General features: G+C 53.1%; 16 protein-coding genes and 1 pseudogene. All 17 read left to right on the top strand.

Annotated elements, in window-relative coordinates; genetic code table 11:
• The first annotated feature begins 38 nt into the window (after positions 1–38).
• The 17 genes and pseudogenes from tsf (at position 39) to truB (ending at position 19,844) form a co-directional block, all read left to right on the top strand.
• Positions 39–689 carry a translation elongation factor Ts gene (tsf, locus tag B9T62_RS16320; RefSeq protein WP_087916231.1) on the top strand — a complete coding sequence of 217 codons (651 nt, stop codon included), beginning with the start codon at positions 39–41 and terminating at the stop codon, positions 687–689.
• A 111-nt stretch (positions 690–800) separates the two neighbouring features.
• Positions 801–1,529 carry a UMP kinase gene (gene pyrH / locus B9T62_RS16315; RefSeq protein ID WP_087916230.1) on the top strand — a complete coding sequence of 243 codons (729 nt, stop codon included), beginning with the start codon at positions 801–803 and terminating at the stop codon, positions 1,527–1,529.
• Positions 1,529–2,083 carry a ribosome recycling factor gene (frr, locus tag B9T62_RS16310; RefSeq protein WP_087916229.1) on the top strand — a complete coding sequence of 185 codons (555 nt, stop codon included), beginning with the start codon at positions 1,529–1,531 and terminating at the stop codon, positions 2,081–2,083. Before pyrH ends, frr begins: the two co-directional genes overlap by 1 nt.
• Positions 2,084–2,162: 79 nt before the next feature.
• Positions 2,163–2,930, top strand: coding sequence for an undecaprenyl pyrophosphate synthase (locus B9T62_RS16305; RefSeq protein WP_087916228.1), 768 nt, complete (start codon positions 2,163–2,165; stop codon positions 2,928–2,930).
• A gap of 20 nt (positions 2,931–2,950) precedes the next feature.
• Positions 2,951–3,754 (top strand): phosphatidate cytidylyltransferase, encoded by an 804-nt coding sequence (locus B9T62_RS16300; RefSeq protein ID WP_087916227.1) that lies wholly within the window; start codon positions 2,951–2,953, stop codon positions 3,752–3,754.
• A gap of 21 nt (positions 3,755–3,775) precedes the next feature.
• A complete protein-coding gene (locus B9T62_RS16295; RefSeq protein ID WP_087916226.1) occupies positions 3,776–4,915 on the top strand; it encodes a 1-deoxy-D-xylulose-5-phosphate reductoisomerase in 1,140 nt (379 codons plus the stop codon).
• 126 nt (positions 4,916–5,041) lie between these two features.
• Positions 5,042–6,316, top strand: a complete 1,275-nt coding sequence (gene rseP, locus B9T62_RS16290; protein ID WP_087916225.1) for an RIP metalloprotease RseP — start codon at positions 5,042–5,044, stop codon at positions 6,314–6,316.
• 90 nt (positions 6,317–6,406) lie between these two features.
• A complete protein-coding gene (gene proS / locus B9T62_RS16285) occupies positions 6,407–7,855 on the top strand; it encodes a proline--tRNA ligase (protein WP_087916224.1) in 1,449 nt (482 codons plus the stop codon).
• 190 nt (positions 7,856–8,045) lie between these two features.
• The gene (locus tag B9T62_RS16280; RefSeq protein WP_087916223.1) at positions 8,046–12,368 is read left to right on the top strand and encodes a PolC-type DNA polymerase III; all 4,323 of its coding nucleotides are present in this window, start codon (positions 8,046–8,048) and stop codon (positions 12,366–12,368) included.
• A gap of 177 nt (positions 12,369–12,545) precedes the next feature.
• Positions 12,546–13,013, top strand: coding sequence for a ribosome maturation factor RimP (rimP, locus tag B9T62_RS16275; protein ID WP_087916222.1), 468 nt, complete (start codon positions 12,546–12,548; stop codon positions 13,011–13,013).
• 26 nt (positions 13,014–13,039) lie between these two features.
• Complete coding sequence (nusA, locus tag B9T62_RS16270) at positions 13,040–14,137, top strand: transcription termination factor NusA (RefSeq protein WP_087916221.1); 1,098 nt, start codon at positions 13,040–13,042, stop codon at positions 14,135–14,137.
• Positions 14,138–14,164: 27 nt separating this feature from the next.
• Positions 14,165–14,473 (top strand): RNase P modulator RnpM, encoded by a 309-nt coding sequence (rnpM, locus tag B9T62_RS16265; protein WP_087916220.1) that lies wholly within the window; start codon positions 14,165–14,167, stop codon positions 14,471–14,473.
• A pseudogene (locus tag B9T62_RS40005) lies at positions 14,466–14,784 on the top strand (YlxQ family RNA-binding protein); the annotation flags it as partial. The gene rnpM and the pseudogene B9T62_RS40005, both read left to right, overlap by 8 nt.
• A 57-nt stretch (positions 14,785–14,841) precedes the next feature.
• Positions 14,842–17,544 (top strand): translation initiation factor IF-2, encoded by a 2,703-nt coding sequence (gene infB, locus B9T62_RS16260; protein WP_425436690.1) that lies wholly within the window; start codon positions 14,842–14,844, stop codon positions 17,542–17,544.
• A gap of 18 nt (positions 17,545–17,562) precedes the next feature.
• A complete protein-coding gene (gene rbfA / locus B9T62_RS16255) occupies positions 17,563–17,916 on the top strand; it encodes a 30S ribosome-binding factor RbfA (RefSeq protein WP_087916219.1) in 354 nt (117 codons plus the stop codon).
• 39 nt (positions 17,917–17,955) lie between these two features.
• Positions 17,956–18,933: a DHH family phosphoesterase gene (locus tag B9T62_RS16250; RefSeq protein ID WP_087916218.1), complete on the top strand. Its 978-nt coding sequence runs from the start codon at positions 17,956–17,958 to the stop codon at positions 18,931–18,933.
• Positions 18,930–19,844, top strand: coding sequence for a tRNA pseudouridine(55) synthase TruB (truB, locus tag B9T62_RS16245; RefSeq protein ID WP_087916217.1), 915 nt, complete (start codon positions 18,930–18,932; stop codon positions 19,842–19,844). Before B9T62_RS16250 ends, truB begins: the two co-directional genes overlap by 4 nt.
• Positions 19,845–19,851 lie beyond the last annotated feature (7 nt).

Genomic DNA, 19,851 nt, shown 5'->3' with positions numbered 1-19,851 from the left:
GCTTGAATAACAACGATAACTATTTGGAGGGAATAACAATGGCAGTAGACGCAAAAGCAGTTAAAGAACTTCGTGAAAGAACAGGCGCCGGAATGCTTGATTGTAAAAAGGCGCTGGAAGAAGCAAACAACGACATCACCAAAGCCGCTGAATTGCTTCGTGAAAAAGGTTTGTCCGCCGCTGCAAACAAAGCAGGACGTGTAGCAACCGAAGGCGTTGTAGAATCGTATATCCACGCTGGCGGCCGTATTGGCGTGCTTGTGGAAATCAACTGCGAAACTGACTTCGTAGCTCTGACAGACCAGTTCAAGGCATTTGCACGCGATATTGCAATGCACATTGCTGCAGCTAACCCACGTTATATTACCCGTGAAGAAGTGCCGCAGGAAGAAGTAGAGAAAGAAAAAGAAATCCTCAAAGCTCAGGCGCTGAACGAAGGCAAACCTGAGAAAATTGTTGAAAAAATGGTTGAAGGCCGCATCAGCAAATTCTATGAAGAATATTGCCTGCTTGAGCAGTCCTTCATTAAAGACCCTGACAAAACCATCTCCCAGCTGCTGAATGAAAAAATCAGCACGATCGGCGAGAACATCTCCATTCGTCGTTTTGCCCGCTACGAGCTGGGCGAAGGCCTGGAAAAGAAAGTCGACAACTTTGTTGAAGAAGTAATGGCACAAGTTAACCAATAAACACCGGCACAGCACCATACATTACCGTTCGAACTGAACTAAACATAGGCGAGCATCAGAAGAGCGGAACACGTAGTGTTCCGTCTTTTGTAAGAAAGTGAGGGTATACAATTGGAACAGCCGGTATTTAAGAGAGTCGTCCTTAAGGTTAGCGGAGAGTCGCTGGCGGGACAAAATGGATATGGGATTGACGCCGATATGATTATCTCCATCGCGGAGCAGATCAAGGAGGTTGTCGAGCTGGGAGTCCAGGTTGCCATCGTCTGCGGAGGAGGCAATATCTGGCGCGGAATTGCCGGCAGTGCAAGCGGTATCGACCGGGCCACAGCCGACTATATGGGCATGCTGGCCACGGTGATGAACTCACTGGCCCTTCAGGATGCGCTGGAGCAGATCGATGTGCCTACACGGGTGCAGACTTCAATTTCCATGCAGCAGATCGCAGAGCCTTACATCCGTCGCCGGGCCATCCGTCATCTGGAGAAGGGCCGGGTCGTGATTTTTGCCGCAGGAACAGGCAATCCGTTCTTCTCGACAGATACTACCGCAGCGCTGCGGGCCGCCGAGATCGAAGCCGAAGTTATTCTGATGGCTAAGAACAAAGTAGACGGCGTCTACTCCGCTGATCCGTTCAAGGACAGCACCGCCGAGAAATACGAACAGCTCACTTACATGGACGTGCTGAACAAGAATCTCGGCGTAATGGATTCCACCGCCTCCTCATTGTGCATGGATAACAATATACCGCTCATTGTGTTTGCCATTACGCAGCAAGGCAATATCAAACGCGTCGTTCTCGGTGAGAAGATCGGGACGATTGTTAAAGGGAGTGTAGATTAATGCCTCAATCCATCAAAAAAAGTGCAGAAGAGCGAATGGAGAAAGCGATTCTGTCGCTGAGACGCGATCTGGCCACCTTGCGTGCAGGCCGCGCCTCTGCTTCACTCTTGGACCGCATTCAGGTAGAATATTACGGTTCGCCTACTCCGATTAACCAGCTGGCCAATGTCAGCACGCCGGATAGCCGGACCTTGTTGATCCAGCCTTGGGACAAAACCTCGTTATCCGAAATTGAACGGGCGATTATGAAATCCGATCTAGGCCTAACGCCGGCCAATGACGGAACCATTATCCGCTTGTCCATTCCGGCACTGACTGAGGAGCGCCGGAATGATCTGGTGAAGCTAACCAAGAAATTCGGTGAAGAAGGAAAGATTGCGATCCGCAACATCCGCCGCGATGCCAATGATGATATCAAGAAATTGGAGAAAAACGGCATTTCGGAGGATGAATCCCACGGACATCAAGAAGACATCCAGAAGACAACAGATAAGTTTATTGCTGAAGTCGACAAAGTGCTCTTGTCCAAGGAAAAGGAAATAATGGAAGTTTGAGATATCCAAGAGACTAGAGGCCCCTCCGTTACTGGTGGGGTTTGTCTCTTTCTGAGAAGAGAGCATGGAGGAAACGGAAATGATCAAACGGGTTCAAGCATGGCTGAGCCGTAAAGACAGGCAGCAGCCAGTCGAGATTTCACCGGACAATATTCCCCGGCATGTGGCTGTAATCATGGATGGCAACGGACGCTGGGCCAAACGTCGCGGCTTGCCGCGGATCGTTGGTCACCGGAACGGAATGAAGGCGGTTAAGCGGGCAACCATCGCAGCAGACGAGCTGGGTGTAGAGTTCCTGACCATGTACGCATTCTCGACAGAGAACTGGAAACGGCCGAAGGATGAGGTTGAATTCCTGATGCGTCTGCCGGAGGAGTTTCTGGCCATTGAGCTTGATGAGCTGATAGAAAAAAACGTGCGCGTCCGCGTAATGGGAGATACCGAAGGCTTGCCTTCCTATACCCGCAAAGCGATGGAAGAGGCGGTAGCCCGGACTTCCGGCAATAGTGGACTAATCCTGAATTTTGCGCTTAATTACGGCGGCCGCAAGGAGATTGAGGATTGCATGCGCGGGTTTGGGCGAGACATACAGGCCGGTCTGCTAACGCCGGAAGATATTACAGCCGAGCTGATTGACCAGCGGCTGCTCTCCGGTGGATTGCCTGACCCGGATCTGCTGATCCGTACCAGCGGCGAAATGCGGCTCAGCAACTTTATGTTATGGCAGCTGGCTTACAGCGAGCTGTGGTTTACCGATGTATATTGGCCGGAATTCAGCAAAGAGCATCTGCACCAGGCCGTGGCAGAATATCAGCGCCGGACACGCCGTTATGGCGGGCTGAAGTAGCTTGACAGGAGATGGGACCTTTGAAGCAGCGATTGATTACCGGTATAACCGCCGGTGCCATTTTTTTGGGTTTATGCTTGTTGGGAGGCTGGCCGTACCAGCTGTTGCTAGCTGCCATGGCTCTTGTAGGATATTATGAGTTCGTCAAAATGACTGGTACGTCTGTAGCCGGCGCAACAGCTATTATAGGCTATATCAGTGTGCTTTGTTTTATGATTCCGTGGAAGCTGCTTGAAATTTCTATCCTTTTCAGCTGGGAGCAGGGGATCTGGCTGCTGCTGCTGCTGTTCCTGCTGCTGACCGTATTCACCAGAAACAAAATGGATATCAAAATAACAGCGATGCTGTTTACCGGAATTGTGTACATAGGAATGGGATTCTCCTATATGGGCATTACCCGTTCCTCGGGAGACGGTCATGGGCTGGTTTGGACATTCCTGCTGCTATTCTGCATCTGGGGCAGTGATGCCGGTGCATATTTTGTCGGCAGAAGTCTGGGCAAGCATAAGCTGTGGCCTGCAATCAGCCCAAACAAAACCGTAGAAGGCGCAGTCGGCGGTGTACTGATCTCTGTACTCATTTCGATCATTTTTGCTTTTTGTTTTCCTGATCTGCTGACGTTTGGACGGGCACTGCTCATTGGGCTGTCTTGCGCCGTACTAGGCCAGCTTGGAGATCTTGTACAATCTGCCTATAAGCGGGTGTACGGTATTAAGGATTCCGGTACCCTGTTGCCGGGTCATGGCGGTATTCTGGACCGCTGCGACAGCTGGATTATCGTATTTCCGTTCGTACATATCGTAATGCTGATGCCTTACTATTAACGAAAGGGAGAAGGGATTACCTTGAGAAAAATTTCGATTCTAGGCAGTACCGGCTCCGTTGGTACCCAGACGCTGGATGTGATCGCCATGCATCCGGATGCTTTTGAAGTGGACGGGCTTGCGGCAGGCAGCAACATTTCATTGCTGCTGGAGCAGGTCCGCCGTTTCCAGCCGCGCCGAGTTTCCGTATCCACTCCTGAGCTTGCCGAGGTGATCCGCGGTGAGCTTCCTTCCGGGACCAAGCTGTACAGCGGCAGTGAAGGACTGGTGGAGGTGGCTGCCGGCGGTGATGCGGACTTGGTGGTAACGGCCGTTATGGGCAGCGTGGGGCTTCAGTCCACGATTGCCGCCATCGAGGCGGGCAAGCATATCGGACTGGCCAACAAAGAAACACTGGTCACCGCAGGCCATCTGGTTACAGCACTTGCAGCGCGCAAAGGCGTTAAGCTGCTGCCGATTGACAGTGAGCATTCCGCTATTTTTCAGTGTCTGAACGGGGAGAATGTAGGTGACGTTGCCGCGATTACCCTAACGGCTTCGGGAGGTTCGTTCCGGGACTATACCCGGGAACAGCTGGAGCACGTGACGGTGGAAGATGCGCTTCGCCATCCTAACTGGAGTATGGGGTCCAAGATCACCATAGATTCGGCGACGATGGTGAATAAGGGGCTTGAGGTGATAGAAGCCCACTTCCTGTTCGGTCTGCCCTATGACCAGATAGAGGTAGTGCTGCATCCCGAGAGTATAATCCATTCTTACGTGGAGTTCTGCGACAGCAGCATCATTGCCCAGCTTGGGAATCCCGACATGCGCGTCCCGATTCAGTATGCGCTGACGTATCCACAGCGCTGGAAGTCTCCAGCTCAGCGTCTGTCGCTGGCAGAGGTGGGCCGCCTGACGTTCCGCGAGATGGATTATGAGCGTTTCCCTGCCCTGAAGCTGGCAATGGACTGTGGACGTGCCGGAGGGACAGCCACAACCGCCTTTAACGCGGCCAATGAAGTGGCTGTAGCCCGTTTCCTGCGGCATGAGATCCCCTTCCTGCGGATTGAGCAGATCATTGCCGGAGTGCTTGAGCAGCATGTCAACACATCGGACCCTGATCTTGAGCAGATTGAGTTCTGCGACTCCGCTGCCCGCCAGATCGCAGCCAAGCTGTAAGCCCTGGAGAAATCTGTTTTCCCTAAAAATAGGTCGTGGCGATTGATTCTCTTGTGCCTGATCGGAGAATAATGATAAATTAAGAGGACATACTTCGGTCTTACACCTAAAGGGGGATTGTAACGCATGGAAATGGTTCAGGTCGTTTTTTTGACGGTGCTGATGTTTTTTGTCCTTGTGACCGTTCACGAATGGGGACATTATTATTTTGCCAAACGCGCCGGTATTCTGGTCAGAGAGTTTGCGATTGGTTTCGGTCCGAAACTGTTTTCCTATAAACGCAATGAAACCCAGTTCACGCTTCGTCTGCTGCCTTTTGGCGGATATGCCCGCATGGCCGGTGAAGATCCCGAGATTGTTGAGATTGGAGCCGGACAGATGATTGCCGTAAGGCTCGGCCAGGACAACAAGGTCAAGAATATATATCTGGATGCTCTCGATACGCGCAAGAATGTGATCCGCGGCGAGGCCGAATATACAGATCTTGAGAATGAGCTGAAGATCCGGCTGGATGTGGATGGCGATGTTACAACCTACGATGTTCATCCGCAAGCGATGATGATCAAGGGAACACAGCAGACGCAGATTGCACCCAAAGACCGCCAATTTGGCAGCAAAACCGTCGGACAGCGCGCTTTGGCGATTGTAGCCGGGCCTGTAATGAATTTCCTGCTTGCCTTCATTCTGTTCGCTGTCTATATTCAGATGGTGGGGGTGCCGGTTGAGAACCCGACCTATGTGCAGATTGGCGAAGTTTCCAAGGGGATGCCTGCAGAAGAAGCCGGATTGAAGGAGGGGGATATCATCGATACGGTGAACGGTGTCAAGATTGGTGCCGACTACCAGAAGATGATTGATCTGACTGCTGCTTCGGAAGGCAAGGAAATGAAGTGGACCCTGATCCGCGAGGATCAGCCGATTAACGTAACCTTGGTTCCCCGCAGCATGCCTGATCAGGAAGGTGGCAAAATCGGGATCTCTCCCCAGCTGCCCAGCCGGAATGCCGGGTTTGGTGAAACCATCAAATTCTCAGGTGTAGAGATGGTCAACACTACCGAAGCGATCTTCCTTGGTTTCAAGCAGCTGATTAATAAATTCAACATGAACGATATCGGCGGACCGGTGCGCACGTTTGAAATTACCGGCAAGATTGCCCAGCAGGGCATTGAATACCTCACCCGATGGGCGGCGATTCTGAGCCTGTATCTGGGAATCTTTAATCTGCTGCCGATTCCGGCTCTGGATGGTAGCCGTCTGGCCTTCCTCGGGGTGGAGGCACTGCGCGGCAAACCGGTGGACCCGGGCCACGAGGGTATGGTCCATTTTGTCGGATTCGCCATGCTGTTTCTGCTGATGATTGCTGTTACCTATAATGATATTTTACGGCTGATCAGCGGATAAATCATTGCTCAGAATCTATTTACACAGAAGCACAGGCCCTCCTTGCAGAAGCGGGGTCCTGCTGTTTCTATTCAGGAGGAATTCCTTTACATGGCAAAAGATAAACAATTCGTAACCGAAATTACGCCGCAGGCGGAAGATTTCTCACGCTGGTACATTGATGTGATCAAAAAAGCGGACCTGATGGACTATTCTCCGGTACGCGGCTGTATCGTTTTCAAGCCGGACGGCTATGAAATCTGGGAGCATATCCAGGAGGAAATGAACCGTCGTCTGAAAGCGACCGGGCACCGCAATGCCTATTTCCCGCTGTTTATCCCGGAGAGCTTCTTCCAGAAGGAGAAGGATCATATTGAAGGCTTCAACCCTGAGCTGCCTTGGGTAACTGAAGCCGGCGGGGACAAGCTGGAGGAGCGCCTGGCGGTCCGTCCAACCTCGGAAACCATGTTCGGACATATGTATTCGAAATGGATTCAGTCTTACCGTGACCTGCCGGTGCTGATCAACCAGTGGGCCAATGTAGTGCGCTGGGAGAAGCGTACGCTGCCGTTCATCCGCACCACAGAGTTCCTGTGGCAGGAGGGGCATACCGCCCATGAGAACGAAGAGGAAGCCCGTGCAGAGACGATGGCGATGCTGGACAACTACCGTGATTTCGTAGAGACCTATCTGGCAATTCCGGTAATTACCGGCCAGAAGACCCCTTCGGAGCGGTTCGCCGGAGCGGTGGATACCTATTCCATTGAAGCCATGATGAAGGACGGGCGTGCGGTGCAGGCGGCTACCTCGCATTATTTGGGTACCAAATTTGCCGTTGCCTTTGACATCAACTATCTGAACCGTGACAATGTGCTCGAATATGCGCATACAACCTCATGGGGCACAACCACCCGCCTGATCGGCTCGCTGATCATGGTGCATGGGGATGACCGTGGTCTGGTCCTGCCGCCTAAGGTAGCGCCTACCCAGGTGATCATGATTCCGATTGGACCTCCGAAGACCCGTGAAGCGGTAATTGGACGGACCGATGAGCTGTTCCAGGAGCTGAAGGTTGCTGGTGTGCGCGTGGGTGTCGACGACCGTGCCGATGTGACTCCAGGCTGGAAGTTTAATGAATACGAAATGCGCGGTGTGCCAATCCGTCTGGAGCTGGGCCCGCGTGATATGGAGAACGGAGTCTGCGTGCTGGTCTCCCGCGTCAGCGGCGAGAAGAAGATTGTACAGCAGGACAACCTGGTAGAAGAAATCAAGACCTTGCTTGCGCAGGTGCATCAGGAGATGTTCGAGCGTGCGCTGAAATTCCGGGAGGATCACTTCTATTCCGTAGATACGCTGGAAGAGATGAATGCCTCGATGGAGCAGAAACGCGGTTTCGCCCTGGCCGGCTGGTGCGGCTCGGACGCATGTGAAGCACAGGTGAAGGAAGAGACTGGCGCTACCAGTCGCAACATTCCGTTTAACCCGGCAGAAACCAAGCAGGTCTGCATCTGCTGCGGCGAACCTGCCCAGCATACGGTGGTATTTGCCAAGGCTTATTAATAGCGGAGTAACCATTGATAGTCGTTTAGGAGTATAATATAGCTTCTGGCAGAGGAGTCGGCGGGCATAAACACCCAAGTGCTTTTTGTGGCCGGGAGCTTTTTATCATCTTTGCGGCAGAGCTGACTAGTTATATCTTTATTTTCATAGAGTTGCTTCCGGCAAGGTTCTAGTAAGGTGGGGGGAAAGCATGGAACAGAACACGGAGAGAAGAAAAAGGTTCGAGCTCTTGATGAAGCAAGGGGAAATACCGCCTGCGCTGATAGATCCCTACTTTTTGGATGGCAGGATTGAACGGGTGGAGATCAGTCGGGGCAACCGGGACTGGCAGATTGTAATCTTCAAGGAGACGCTTGTTCCGGCTCAGGTGTACCGCACCTTTTGCCTCAGAATGCGGGAGAAGCTGCAGCATATTGCCAAAGTAAGCTTCCTGTTTCAATATGATGAGCAGGTGGATAGAGCGGACTTGGTGGCCGAATACTGGGCATTGTTTCTGGAGTGGGTGCACCGCGAGATTCCTTCGGTCAACGGGTGGCTGACCCGCTCCGTTCAGGAGCTGAAGGACGGCACGCTGCTGCTGACGATGAGTGATTCCACTTCCCTTACGCTGGCGCGCAAAAAAGGCATCGACGGGGCGATAATCCGCTTTTATGAGAAATATTTCGGGCTTGTGCTTAAAGTTAAGGTGCAAATGGCGGAGCATGAGACTCCGGTTAACGTATACGAAGAGCTGCAGCAAAAGGTTCAGCAGGAGGAACGTGAGCTGGTTGAGCTGATGACCGCTTCTGAGCCGGAGAGCTCGGAAGAGGAAGGCGATCCGAATGAAGTGGTGCGTCTGCAGGTGGGTTATGAGATCAAGGAACCGCCGGTTCCAATTGTCGATATTCAGGACGAAGAGAAGAAGATTACGATTCAGGGCACGATTTTTGGCCTGGACCGCAAGGAGCTGCGCAACGGCAGTACCTTGTTCACCTACAGTCTGACCGATTTCAGTGATTCGCTGCAGATGAAGATGTTCGCCAAGACTAAGGAAGACCTGAAGATCATGAGTCAGCTGGCCAACGGCAAATGGGTTAGAGCTCGCGGCAAGGTGGAATACGACCGGTTTATGCAGATTCCGGAGCTGGTGATGATCCCTTCGGATCTCTCTGAGGTAAAAGCGCCTGTTGCCCGCAAGGACAACGCTCCGCAGAAACGGGTGGAGTTCCACCTGCATACCACGATGAGCACGATGGACGCGGTGGCTACAATCGACGCGTATATCAAGACGGCCGCCAGATGGGGCCATCAGGCGATTGCGGTCACGGACCACGGCGGGGTGCAGTCTTTCCCGGATGCCAACCATTCGGCGCATAAGAACAAGATCAAGATGCTCTATGGCGTAGAAGCCAATGTGGTCAATGACTCGGTGAATATTGTGGAGAATGCCCAGCCGCTGGACCTGAAGACAGCTACCTATGTCGTGTTCGATATCGAGACCACCGGTCTGTCGATTACCCGCAACAATATTACGGAGCTGGCGGCGATCAAAATGTCCGAGGGCAAGGAACTCGGCCGTTACTCGACTTTTGTTAACCCGCATGAGAAGATTCCTTACCATATCCAGCAACTCACCAATATCACCGATGAAATGGTCAGGGATGCTCCTGATCTGGAGCCGGTGCTGCATGGCTTCGTTGATTTCGTGGGCGACAGCATTCTGGTGGCGCATAATGCCAGATTCGATATGGGTTTCATTCAGGCCTCGCTGCTCAAGCTGGGATTGCCCACGCTGCAGAACCCTTCGCTGGATACGCTGGAGCTGGCACGGCTGCTATTCCCGAAGATGAAGAACCACAGGCTGAATACCCTGGCCGACAAGTACAAAGTGCTGCTGGAGAGTCATCACCGTGCGATTGACGATACCGTGGCGCTAGGGGGGATTCTGACCGGCCTGCTGGCTGACGCCGAGAAGCTGAAGAACATGACCCGGCTGGAGCGGCTGAACGATTATGTAGGGAATGATCTGTCCACTGCCCGCCCGTTCCACTGCTGTATCTATGCGCTGAATCAGACCGGCAAGAAGAATCTGTACAAGCTGATTTCTCTCTCGCATACTCAATATTTCAAACGAGTGCCTTGTATTCCGAAGTCCAAGCTGGAGGAGCTGCGGGACGGTTTGCTGATTATATCGGGTTGTGAGCGGGGCGAGTTTTTTGAAGCCGTGCTGAACAAAACCGTGGAGGAAGCTACAGAAGTGGCTCAGTTCTACGATGTGCTGGAGATCCAGCCGCTGACGATGTATATGCATCTGGTGGACAAGGGATTTGTGGCGAGTCCGGACGAGCTGCGCGCTTCGCTGCGCAAGGTCTGCGAGATTGGCGAGCAGCTGAACAAGCCGGTCATTGCCACCGGCAACGTGCACTATCTGGAGCCGCGCGACAAGCTGTTCCGGGACATCACGATCAATGGCATTACCGGGTTCAGCCCGCTGAAGGACCAGCGCAAGCCGGATGCCCATTTCCGCACTACCGAGGAGATGCTGGAGGAATTCGAATTCCTTGGCAGCGAGAAGTCCTTTGAGGTAGTCGTTAAGAACACCGTTGAGCTGGCTGAGCGCTTCGAGGAGCTGGAGCTGTTCCCGGAGAAGCTGTACACGCCCATTATCGACGGTGCCGACGAGGAGATCCGCGAGACCTGCTACAACACAGCGAAGTCGATTTATGGCGAGGAGCTGCCTGAGGTGGTTATAGCGCGTCTGGAAAAAGAACTCGCGCCGATTATCAAATACGGCTTCTCGGCCAACTATCTGATCTCGGAGCGCTTGGTTAAAAAATCCAATCAGGACGGTTATCTCGTAGGTTCCCGTGGTTCCGTAGGCTCCTCGGTGGTCGCGACCTTCCTCGGCATCTCCGAAGTTAACCCGCTGCCGGCGCATTATATCTGCCGCAACGCAGAATGCCGGCACAGTGAATGGTTCCTGGACGGCAGTGTGCCCAGCGGCTTCGACCTGCCTGACAAAACCTGCCCCGACTGCGGAGGCAAGCTGACCGGTGAAGGGCAGGATATTCCGTTCGAGACGTTCCTCGGGTTCAAGGGCGACAAGGTTCCCGATATTGACCTTAACTTCTCGGGGGCGTATCAGCCGAATGCCCATAACTACACGAAGGTGCTGTTTGGACCGGACAATGTGTTCAGGGCGGGTACGATTGGTACGGTAGCTGAGAAGACCGCATTTGGATTCGCGAAGAAATATGAGGAGCATCACCAGAAGCGCTGGCGCGGAGCGGAGGTTGGGCGTCTCGCGGCAGGCTGCACAGGCGTCAAGCGCAGCACCGGCCAGCATCCCGGCGGGATTGTTGTCTTACCTGATTATATGGAGATTGAAGATATTACACCTGTGCAGTACCCGGCGGATGATGTCACATCCGAGTGGAAGACGACACACTTTGACTATCACGCCTTCGACGCCAACCTGCTGAAGCTTGATATCCTCGGTCACGATGATCCGACCATGATGCGGATGCTGCAGGATCTGACCGGGGTCGATCCGACGTCTATTCCAATGAACGATCCCAAGGTGATGAGCATGTTCAACTCCACGGATTCGCTGGGTGTAAGACCGGAGCAGATCCGTACACCGGTAGCCACCTACGGCGTGCCGGAGATGGGCACCAGGTTCGTGCGCCAGATGCTTGTGGAAGCACAGCCCTCCACCTTCGCCGATCTGCTGCAGATTTCGGGGCTGTCCCACGGCACCGGCGTGTGGCTGGGGAATGCGCAGGATCTGATCAAGAACAACACCTGCAACATCAAGACCGTAATTGGCTGCCGCGATGACATCATGCTCTTCCTGATTTATAAGGCAGGCATGGACGCAGGGCTGGCCTTTAAGATTACGGAAAGTGTGCGTAAAGGGAAGGGTCTGCCTCCCGAGTGGATCGATGAAATGAAGAAATGCAAGGTGCCGCAGTGGTACATTGATTCTTGCCTTAAGATCCAATACATGTTTCCAAAAGCGCATGCGGCCGCTTATGTCATTTCCGCCGTCCGTACTGCCTACTTCAAGCTGTATTATCCGATCGAATATTATGCGACCTACTTTACGGTAAGGGCAGCTGATTTCGATATTGATCTCTGCTGCAAGGGCTATGAAGCCATCGGCCGCCAGATCGTTGAGATTGAGCAGAAGGGCTTCCAGGCGCTGCCGAAGGAGAAGGCGATGCTGCCGATTCTCGAAATGGCACTGGAAATGACTGCGCGCGGCTTCGCCTTCAAGAATATTGACCTCTACCGCTCCGAAGCCGATACCTTTATTGTGGACGGCAAGAGCCTGATTCCTCCGTTCTCCGCGCTGGCGGGAATCGGGGAGAATGCGGCCTATAATATCGCCGCCGCCAAGGACGCCGGAGAGTTCCTTTCGATTGAGGATTTCCAGCAGAAATCCAAGGCCAGCAAGACTATTGTGGAGCTTCTGACCGGAATGGGCTGCTTCCGCGGCTTGCCCGAGAGCAACCAGCTTTCCCTGTTCTGATCGCCTGCTTACGGCCTGTTTCAATAGGCAGTCAAGGGCTGGCACTTGTCAGTGCCTACGCACTATGGTATAATTTTTTTGGTAATAATGAGATAAGTCCGTTGTGTAAAGAGTGGGGAAACCCACTCTTTATCTTTGGTATATAGCAAAAGACAAGTTCGTGGAGGTTATTTTCTTTTGAGCACACCCAAATCCAAAATTAAAGAAACAGTAGAGCAGATGCTGGGGCCCTATCTGGGCGACCATGGTTTCGAACTGGTGGACGTCGAATACGTAAAGGAAGGCTCCAATTGGTTTCTGCGCATATTCGTAGATAAGGAAGGCGGCATCGATATTGATGACTGCGGAAGCATCAGCGAATATTTCAGTCAATTGCTGGACGACAACGATCCTATACCCGAGGCCTATTTCCTTGAGGTCTCCTCGCCGGGAGCGGAACGTCCGCTGAAGAAAGCTGCAGATGTGGCGAAGGCGGTAGGCAAGGATGTATACGTGACTGTTTATGAGCCGATCCAGGGAATGAAGGAATTCGAAGGCCGTTTGCTCTCGTTCGAGAATGAGGAGCTGCTCATCTCCGCGGGCAAGAAACAACATGTGGTACCGTATGCCAGAGTCGCCAGTGCGAGATTGGCCATTATTTTTTAATGTACTGAAAGGGGGACCGGAATTTCATGAGTATGGAGTTTATTGATGCTATGAATGAACTGGAAAGGGAGAAAGGCATCAGCAAGGATGTGCTGTTTGAAGCCATTGAAGCTGCGCTGATCTCCAGCTATAAACGCAATTTCAATGCTGCACAGAACGTGCGGGTAGACATGAACCGCAACACCGGTGTTATCAAGGTTTATGCCCGCAAGCTCATCGTGGAAGAGGTTCTTGATATCCGGACCGAGATCTCGCTTCCTTCCGCCAGGGAGATCAACCCGCATTTTCAGCTGGAGGATATCGCCGAGCTTGAAGTGACGCCGCGTGATTTCGGGCGTATTGCCGCCCAGACGGCGAAGCAGGTCGTTACCCAGCGCATTCGCGAGGCTGAGCGCGGACTTATCTATAACGCGTTTATCGACAAGGAAGATGATATCGTTACAGGGCTTGTACAGCGTCAGGATATGCGGAACATTTACATCGACCTTGGCAAAATCGAAGCGGTTCTGCCGCTGAGCGAGCTGATGCCGGGTGAGAAGTTCAAGCAGAGCGAGCGCATCAAGGCTTATATCACCAAGGTGGAGAATACGACCAAAGGGCCGCAGATCATGTTGTCCCGCAGTCATCCCGGTCTGCTGAAGCGTCTGTTCGAGCTTGAGGTTCCCGAGATCTTCGACGGGGTCGTTGAGATCCGCTCCGTAGCCCGCGAAGCCGGCTTCCGCTCCAAGATTGCTGTGTACTCACGCAATCCTGAAGTAGACCCGGTCGGCTCGTGTGTGGGTCCGAGAGGCACGCGTGTTCAGACCATTGTTACCGAGCTGCGCGGCGAGAAGATTGACATTGTCCGTTATTCCGAGCTTGTGCAGGAATATGTGGCCAATGCACTCAGCCCGTCGAAGGTGCTTGAGGTTCAGGTGTTTGAAGCCGAGAAGATGGCCCGGGTCATTGTTCCTGATTACCAGCTGTCGCTGGCCATTGGGATCAAGGGACAGAATGCGCGCCTCGCCGCCAAACTTACCGGCTGGAAGATCGACATCAAGAGCGAAACCCAGGCGGAGCAGGAATACGGCAGACCGCGCACTTCCATTGATGAAATGCATCAGGATTCCGTCTCTATTGACTAATTATCCTGTTAAGGCGGGAGGTTTAAGATGAAGCAACGTAAGGTGCCGCTGCGCAAATGCGTCGCCAGTCAGGAGATGATGCCCAAGAAGGAGCTGATCCGTGTGGTCAGAACCCCCGAGGGTGAAGTGCTTATCGACCTGACAGGCAAGAAGTCCGGGCGCGGCGCATATATCTGCGGCAAGCTGGAGTATTTCAAGCTGGCACAAAAGACCAAAGCATTTGACAGAGCACTTAAATGTCAGGTGAGTCCTGAAATCTATGCCCAGCTGGCCCGGGACTTTGTTTCCGTGGAGGAACAGTTTTTGGCAGCGAAGGATAGTGAGGACAATGAGTAAGGCACTTTCTTATTTAGGGCTTGCGATGAGAGCAGGCAAGATTGTCACCGGCGATGAGGCTGTACTTAAGGCAGTGCGGTCTTCAGAGGCGAAGCTGGTCGTTCTGGCAGGTGACGCTTCAGATAATACCCAAAAAAAGTTCCGTGATAAATGCGGAACCTACGATATTCCACTAGTAATCGCATTTCACCGGGACAGCCTCGGTGCAAGTATTGGTAAGGATCAGCGCGTTGTGCTGGCCGTTACGGATAAAGGATTCGCGGAAATGATCTCCAGAGTGCTTGGAGATACTGTCGGAGGTGGAGTTATTGACTAAAGAAGATAATAAAGATAAACTACGCGTTTATGAGTACGCGAAGTCATTGAACATGAGCAGTAAAGAGATCATTACAATTCTGAAGCGTCTGGATGTGCCTGTGAACAATCATATGAGTGTCATGGAGAATGGTTCCGTGAACAAAGTAGAGCAGTTCTTCAAGGATGTCAAATCAAACGCTGCAGCGAAGCGGGATACGGGCACCAGCAGCCGTCCGGCAGCAGCCGGCGCGGTAACCGCCGAACCCGCAAGCGCTCAGAATGCCAACAAAAATCAACCGGAAAAGCAGGTAGGTATGAACAGTAACCAAAACAACAACCAATCGACGACGTCCCCAAGGCCCCAAAGCGGACAAGATTCCCGCTCAGCACAATCAGGTACTACGCAAAATTCGCGTCCGCAGCAAAGCGGAGCGCCAAGAACAAGCTCGACATCTTCACCACGCCCACAAGGCAGCAGCACCGGTGGCAACCGTCCACAAGGCAGCAGTACTGGCGGCAACCGTCCGCAAGGCAGCAGCACCGGCGGCACTCGTCCGCAAGGCAGCAGCACTGGCGGCACACGTCCACAAGGCAGCAGCACCGGCGGCACTCGTCCACAGGGCAGCAGCACTACAGGCGCACGTCCACAGGGCAGCAGCACTGGCGGTACTCGTCCACAGGGCAGCAGCACAGCAGGCGCACGTCCACAGGGCAGCAGCACTGGCGGTACTCGTCCACAGGGCAGCGGCACAGCAGGCGCACGTCCGCAGGGCAGCAGTCCCGGCAGCCGTCCGCAAGGACAAGGCGGAGCACCACGTACAGGTCAAGGCGGCACTGGCGGAGATTTCTCCCGTGGCGGCGACAAGGGTGGACCGAAGAAGAACACTACTGGCGGCGGGGGCAGACCCGGCACGGGCCAACGACGTTTTGACGATGGCAAAGGCGGTAATTACCGTGGACGCGGCGGCAAAAACGGCCGTGGCAAAAACCAGCAGATGGAACGCCGCGAGAAGATTGACAACACACCGAAGAAGATTATCGTGCGCGGCAGCATGACCGTTGGTGAAACGGCAAAACTGCTGCACAAGGATGCTTCGGAAGTGATCAAGAAGTTGATCTCCATGGGCGTAATGGCCACGATCAACCAGGAACTGGATATCGACACCATCCTGCTGCTTGCCGGCGAGTTCGGCGTAGAAGTAGAAGTGAAGATTCCGGTCGACGAAGACAGCTTCGAAACCGTGGAAGAAAATGATACGGATGAAGAGCTTCAGAGTCGTCCTCCGGTTGTTACCATCATGGGTCACGTCGATCATGGTAAAACAACATTGCTTGATGCCATTCGCTCCACCAATGTAAGCGGCGGCGAAGCCGGCGGAATTACGCAGCACATCGGTGCTTACCAGGTAGAGATCAACCATAAGAAAATCACTTTCCTGGATACCCCGGGTCACGAAGCGTTTACCGCTATGCGTGCTCGCGGAGCACAGGTTACGGATATGACCATTATTGTCGTAGCTGCCGATGACGGTGTAATGCCACAGACAGTGGAAGCGATCAACCATGCCAAAGCTGCTGGACTGCCAATTATCGTAGCTGTCAACAAGATTGACAAGGAAGGCGCTGATCCTGATAAGGTGAAGCAGGAGCTTACTGGTTACGAACTGGTTCCCGAAGAGTGGGGTGGCGACACCATTTTCGTTAATCTGTCCGCCAAACAGCGCATAAACCTCGAAGAATTGCTGGAGATGATTCTGCTGGTTGCCGAAGTGAACGAATATAAAGCGAACCCGGACAAACGGGCACGCGGAACGGTTATTGAAGCCGAGCTTGATAAGAGCCGCGGCCCGGTTGCCCGGATTCTCGTACAGCACGGTACACTGAAAGTGGGCGATGCCTTTGTAGCGGGTAACTGCTTCGGACGTGTCCGCGCCATGGTGAACGACAAGGGACGCCGTCTCAAGGAAGCGGGACCTTCAACACCAGTTGAAATTACCGGCCTGACTGAGGTGCCGCAGGCAGGCGATCCGTTTATGGCTTTTGAAGACGAGCGTAAAGCCCGTGCCATTGCCGATAGACGTTCGACCACCCAGCGTGTATCCGAGCTGAACACGAACACCCGTGTAACACTGGATGATCTGTTCAAGCATATCAAGGATGGCGAGATTAAAGACCTGAATGTAATCATCAAAGGTGACGTTCAAGGTTCTATCGAGGCGCTGAAAGGTTCCTTGGCCAAAATTGAAGTCGAAGGCGTACGCGTGAAGATTCTTCACAGCGGTGCCGGTGCCATTACGGAGTCCGATATTGCCTTGGCAGCAGCGTCTAACGCGATTGTTATCGGCTTTAACGTTCGTCCGGATGCACAGACCAAAGCAGCGGCTGATCAGGAGAAGGTTGATGTTCGCCTGCACAACGTTATTTACAACGTAATTGAAGAAATCGAAAGTGCGATGAAGGGCATGCTTGATCCGATCTTCAAAGAAAGCATTATCGGCCATGCTGAAGTGCGCAACGTCTTCACAATCAGCAAGGTGGGTACTATTGCAGGATGTATGGTTACTTCCGGCAAAATCACCCGCAATGCTGAAATGCGCTTGATCCGTGGCGGTATCGTTGTATTTGAAGGCAAGATTGATACCCTGAAACGTTTCAAGGATGATGCCAAGGAAGTCGCACAGGGGTATGAGTGCGGGATTACTTTGGAACGCTATAACGATGTCAAAGAAGGCGACATTATCGAAGCGTTCATCATGGAAACGGTAGAGCGCTAAGCAAAGAGGTGAATACAGATGTCCAAAATTAGAGCGGGACGCGTAGGCGAGCAGATCAAGAAAGAGCTGAGCCTGCTGATCCAAAGCGAACTGAAGGACCCCCGGATCGGGTTTGTTACCATAACCGGCGTAGACGTGACCAACGATCTTTCGCAGGCCAAGGTATACCTGAGTGTCTTGGGGGATGAAGAGCAGAAGAGCGGATCGCTTAAAGCGATAGAGAAAGCCAACGGCTTCCTTCGCTCGGAGTTGGGCAAGGCCATCCGCCTTCGCCATACCCCGGAACTGATCTTCAAGCTTGATGAATCGGTCGCGTACGGCAGCCATATTGAGAAGCTGCTCGGCGACCTGGGCAAGAGCGAAAAGAGATAAGCTGCAGGGCAGTGAATCTCGTTATAAAGGAGACGGCGAATGCAGAGCTATGAACAAAGTCTCCAGCAGACCCGTGACTTTCTGCTGGAACACGACGATTATCTTGTAGTGTCGCATGTTCAGCCGGACGGAGATGCAGTCAGCTCCACCCTTGCGGTGGGCTGGCTTCTCTCATGTCTGGGCAAAAAATATTGTATGCTGAATGAAGGACCGATTCCGAAACGGATGGAGTATCTGTGGCATGCCGATCAGATTCTGAATATGACGTTGGCCGGACCGGACCGTGAATTCAAGCATGTCATTTGTGTGGATTGTGCCGATTTTCAGCGTGTAGGATTGACGCACCGCTATTTTGCTGCCGATGCGCTGATCGCCAATATTGACCATCATCCGACCAATAACGGTTATGGCGCGGTTAATCTGATCAAGCCGGATGCCGCTGCAACCGCAGAGATATTATTTGATCTGCTCCAGCTGTTTGCTCTGGAGTGGAACACCGATATTGCCACAGCAATTTATACCGGACTGCTTACCGATACCGGCGGGTTTCGTTATACGAATACCTCCCCTAAAGTAATGGCAGCTGTGTCCGAGCTGCTGAAGCTTGGCGTAAACGGGCCGGAGCTAGCTGAAACCTTGCTGGAAGAGATGACGCTGGCACAGGTCAAGGTGCTGAACCGGGCACTGAGTACCCTGCAGCTCTCTCCTGAAGGGGATGTCGCCTGGGTCCATGTTACTCCTGAGGATATGATTGCCTGCGGAGCTTCCAATGAAGACCTTGAAGGCATTGTGAATTATCCCCGTAATATTCAAGGGGTTGAGGTAGGCATTCTGTTCAAGGTAATCCATCCGGGCGCAGTGAAGGTCAGCCTGCGTTCGGCTGGCAAGGTGGATGTTGCTGCCTTGGCCCAGACCTTCGGGGGCGGCGGACATACACGCGCTGCCGGAGCCAAGATTGAAGCTGCTCTGGAAGAAGTGATTCCGCAGGTGCTGGAGGAGGTCAGACGTTATTTATGAGTGAGCTAACAGGAGTTCTGGCTGTCTACAAGCCGGCAGGGTTCACTTCACATGATGTTGTGGCCAAAGCCAGACGCATTCTTGGCATGAAGCGGATCGGCCACACCGGGACGCTGGACCCGCAGGTGACCGGTGTGCTGCCGTTATGCTTGGGTAAAGCCACCCGAGTGGTAGAATATATTCAGGAGCTGCCCAAGGAATATGTGGCAACCCTGAGACTGGGTATGTCAAGCGATACTGAGGATATGACCGGTACAATTACCGAAGCTTTGGAAGAGGTGCAGGTTAGCCGTGAAGAGGTGCAGGCTGTACTGAATTCCTTCCAGGGAGTGATCTCCCAGGTCCCACCGATGTATTCCGCAGTCAAGGTTGACGGCAAACGCCTGTATGAACTGGCCCGCGAGGGCAAGACGGTCGAACGCAAAAGCCGCGAGGTGGAGATTTACGAGATTGAAATGACGGACATGGTCTGGGAAGGACCTTACCCTGAGATATCGTTCCGTGTGTTATGCTCCAAAGGCACCTATATTCGTACGCTTTGTGTCGACATCGGCCGTGCCCTGGGGCTGCCGGGTGTGATGGTGAAGCTTGAGCGGACGATGTCGGCCGGTATTTCGGCCAGCCATTGCCTGACGCTGGAGCAGATTGCCGAGCATATGACAGCAGGAACACTGGAGGCTCAGCTGATTCCCGCCGATGAAGCCATTGCGCATCTGCCGAAGCATACTGTTAGTGAGGAGAAGAAGAAGGCGGCCCTGCAGGGCCAGCGTCTTTCCTTGCGTTATGTAGCGCCGGAAGTGAAGCAATCGGGACATTTCAGGCTATATGATCTCCAGGACGTATTTCTGGGAATCTATGAGCTGGATGAATCAGGTGCGATTGCTCCGGTCAAGGTTTTTTCCGGGGCCTGATGAATGA

This window comes from Paenibacillus donghaensis, assembly GCF_002192415.1.
Classification (GTDB): domain Bacteria; phylum Bacillota; class Bacilli; order Paenibacillales; family Paenibacillaceae; genus Paenibacillus_AQ; species Paenibacillus_AQ donghaensis.
Note: the sequence above shows the minus strand (reverse complement) of the source record. Positions and strands in the feature narration are given on the sequence as shown.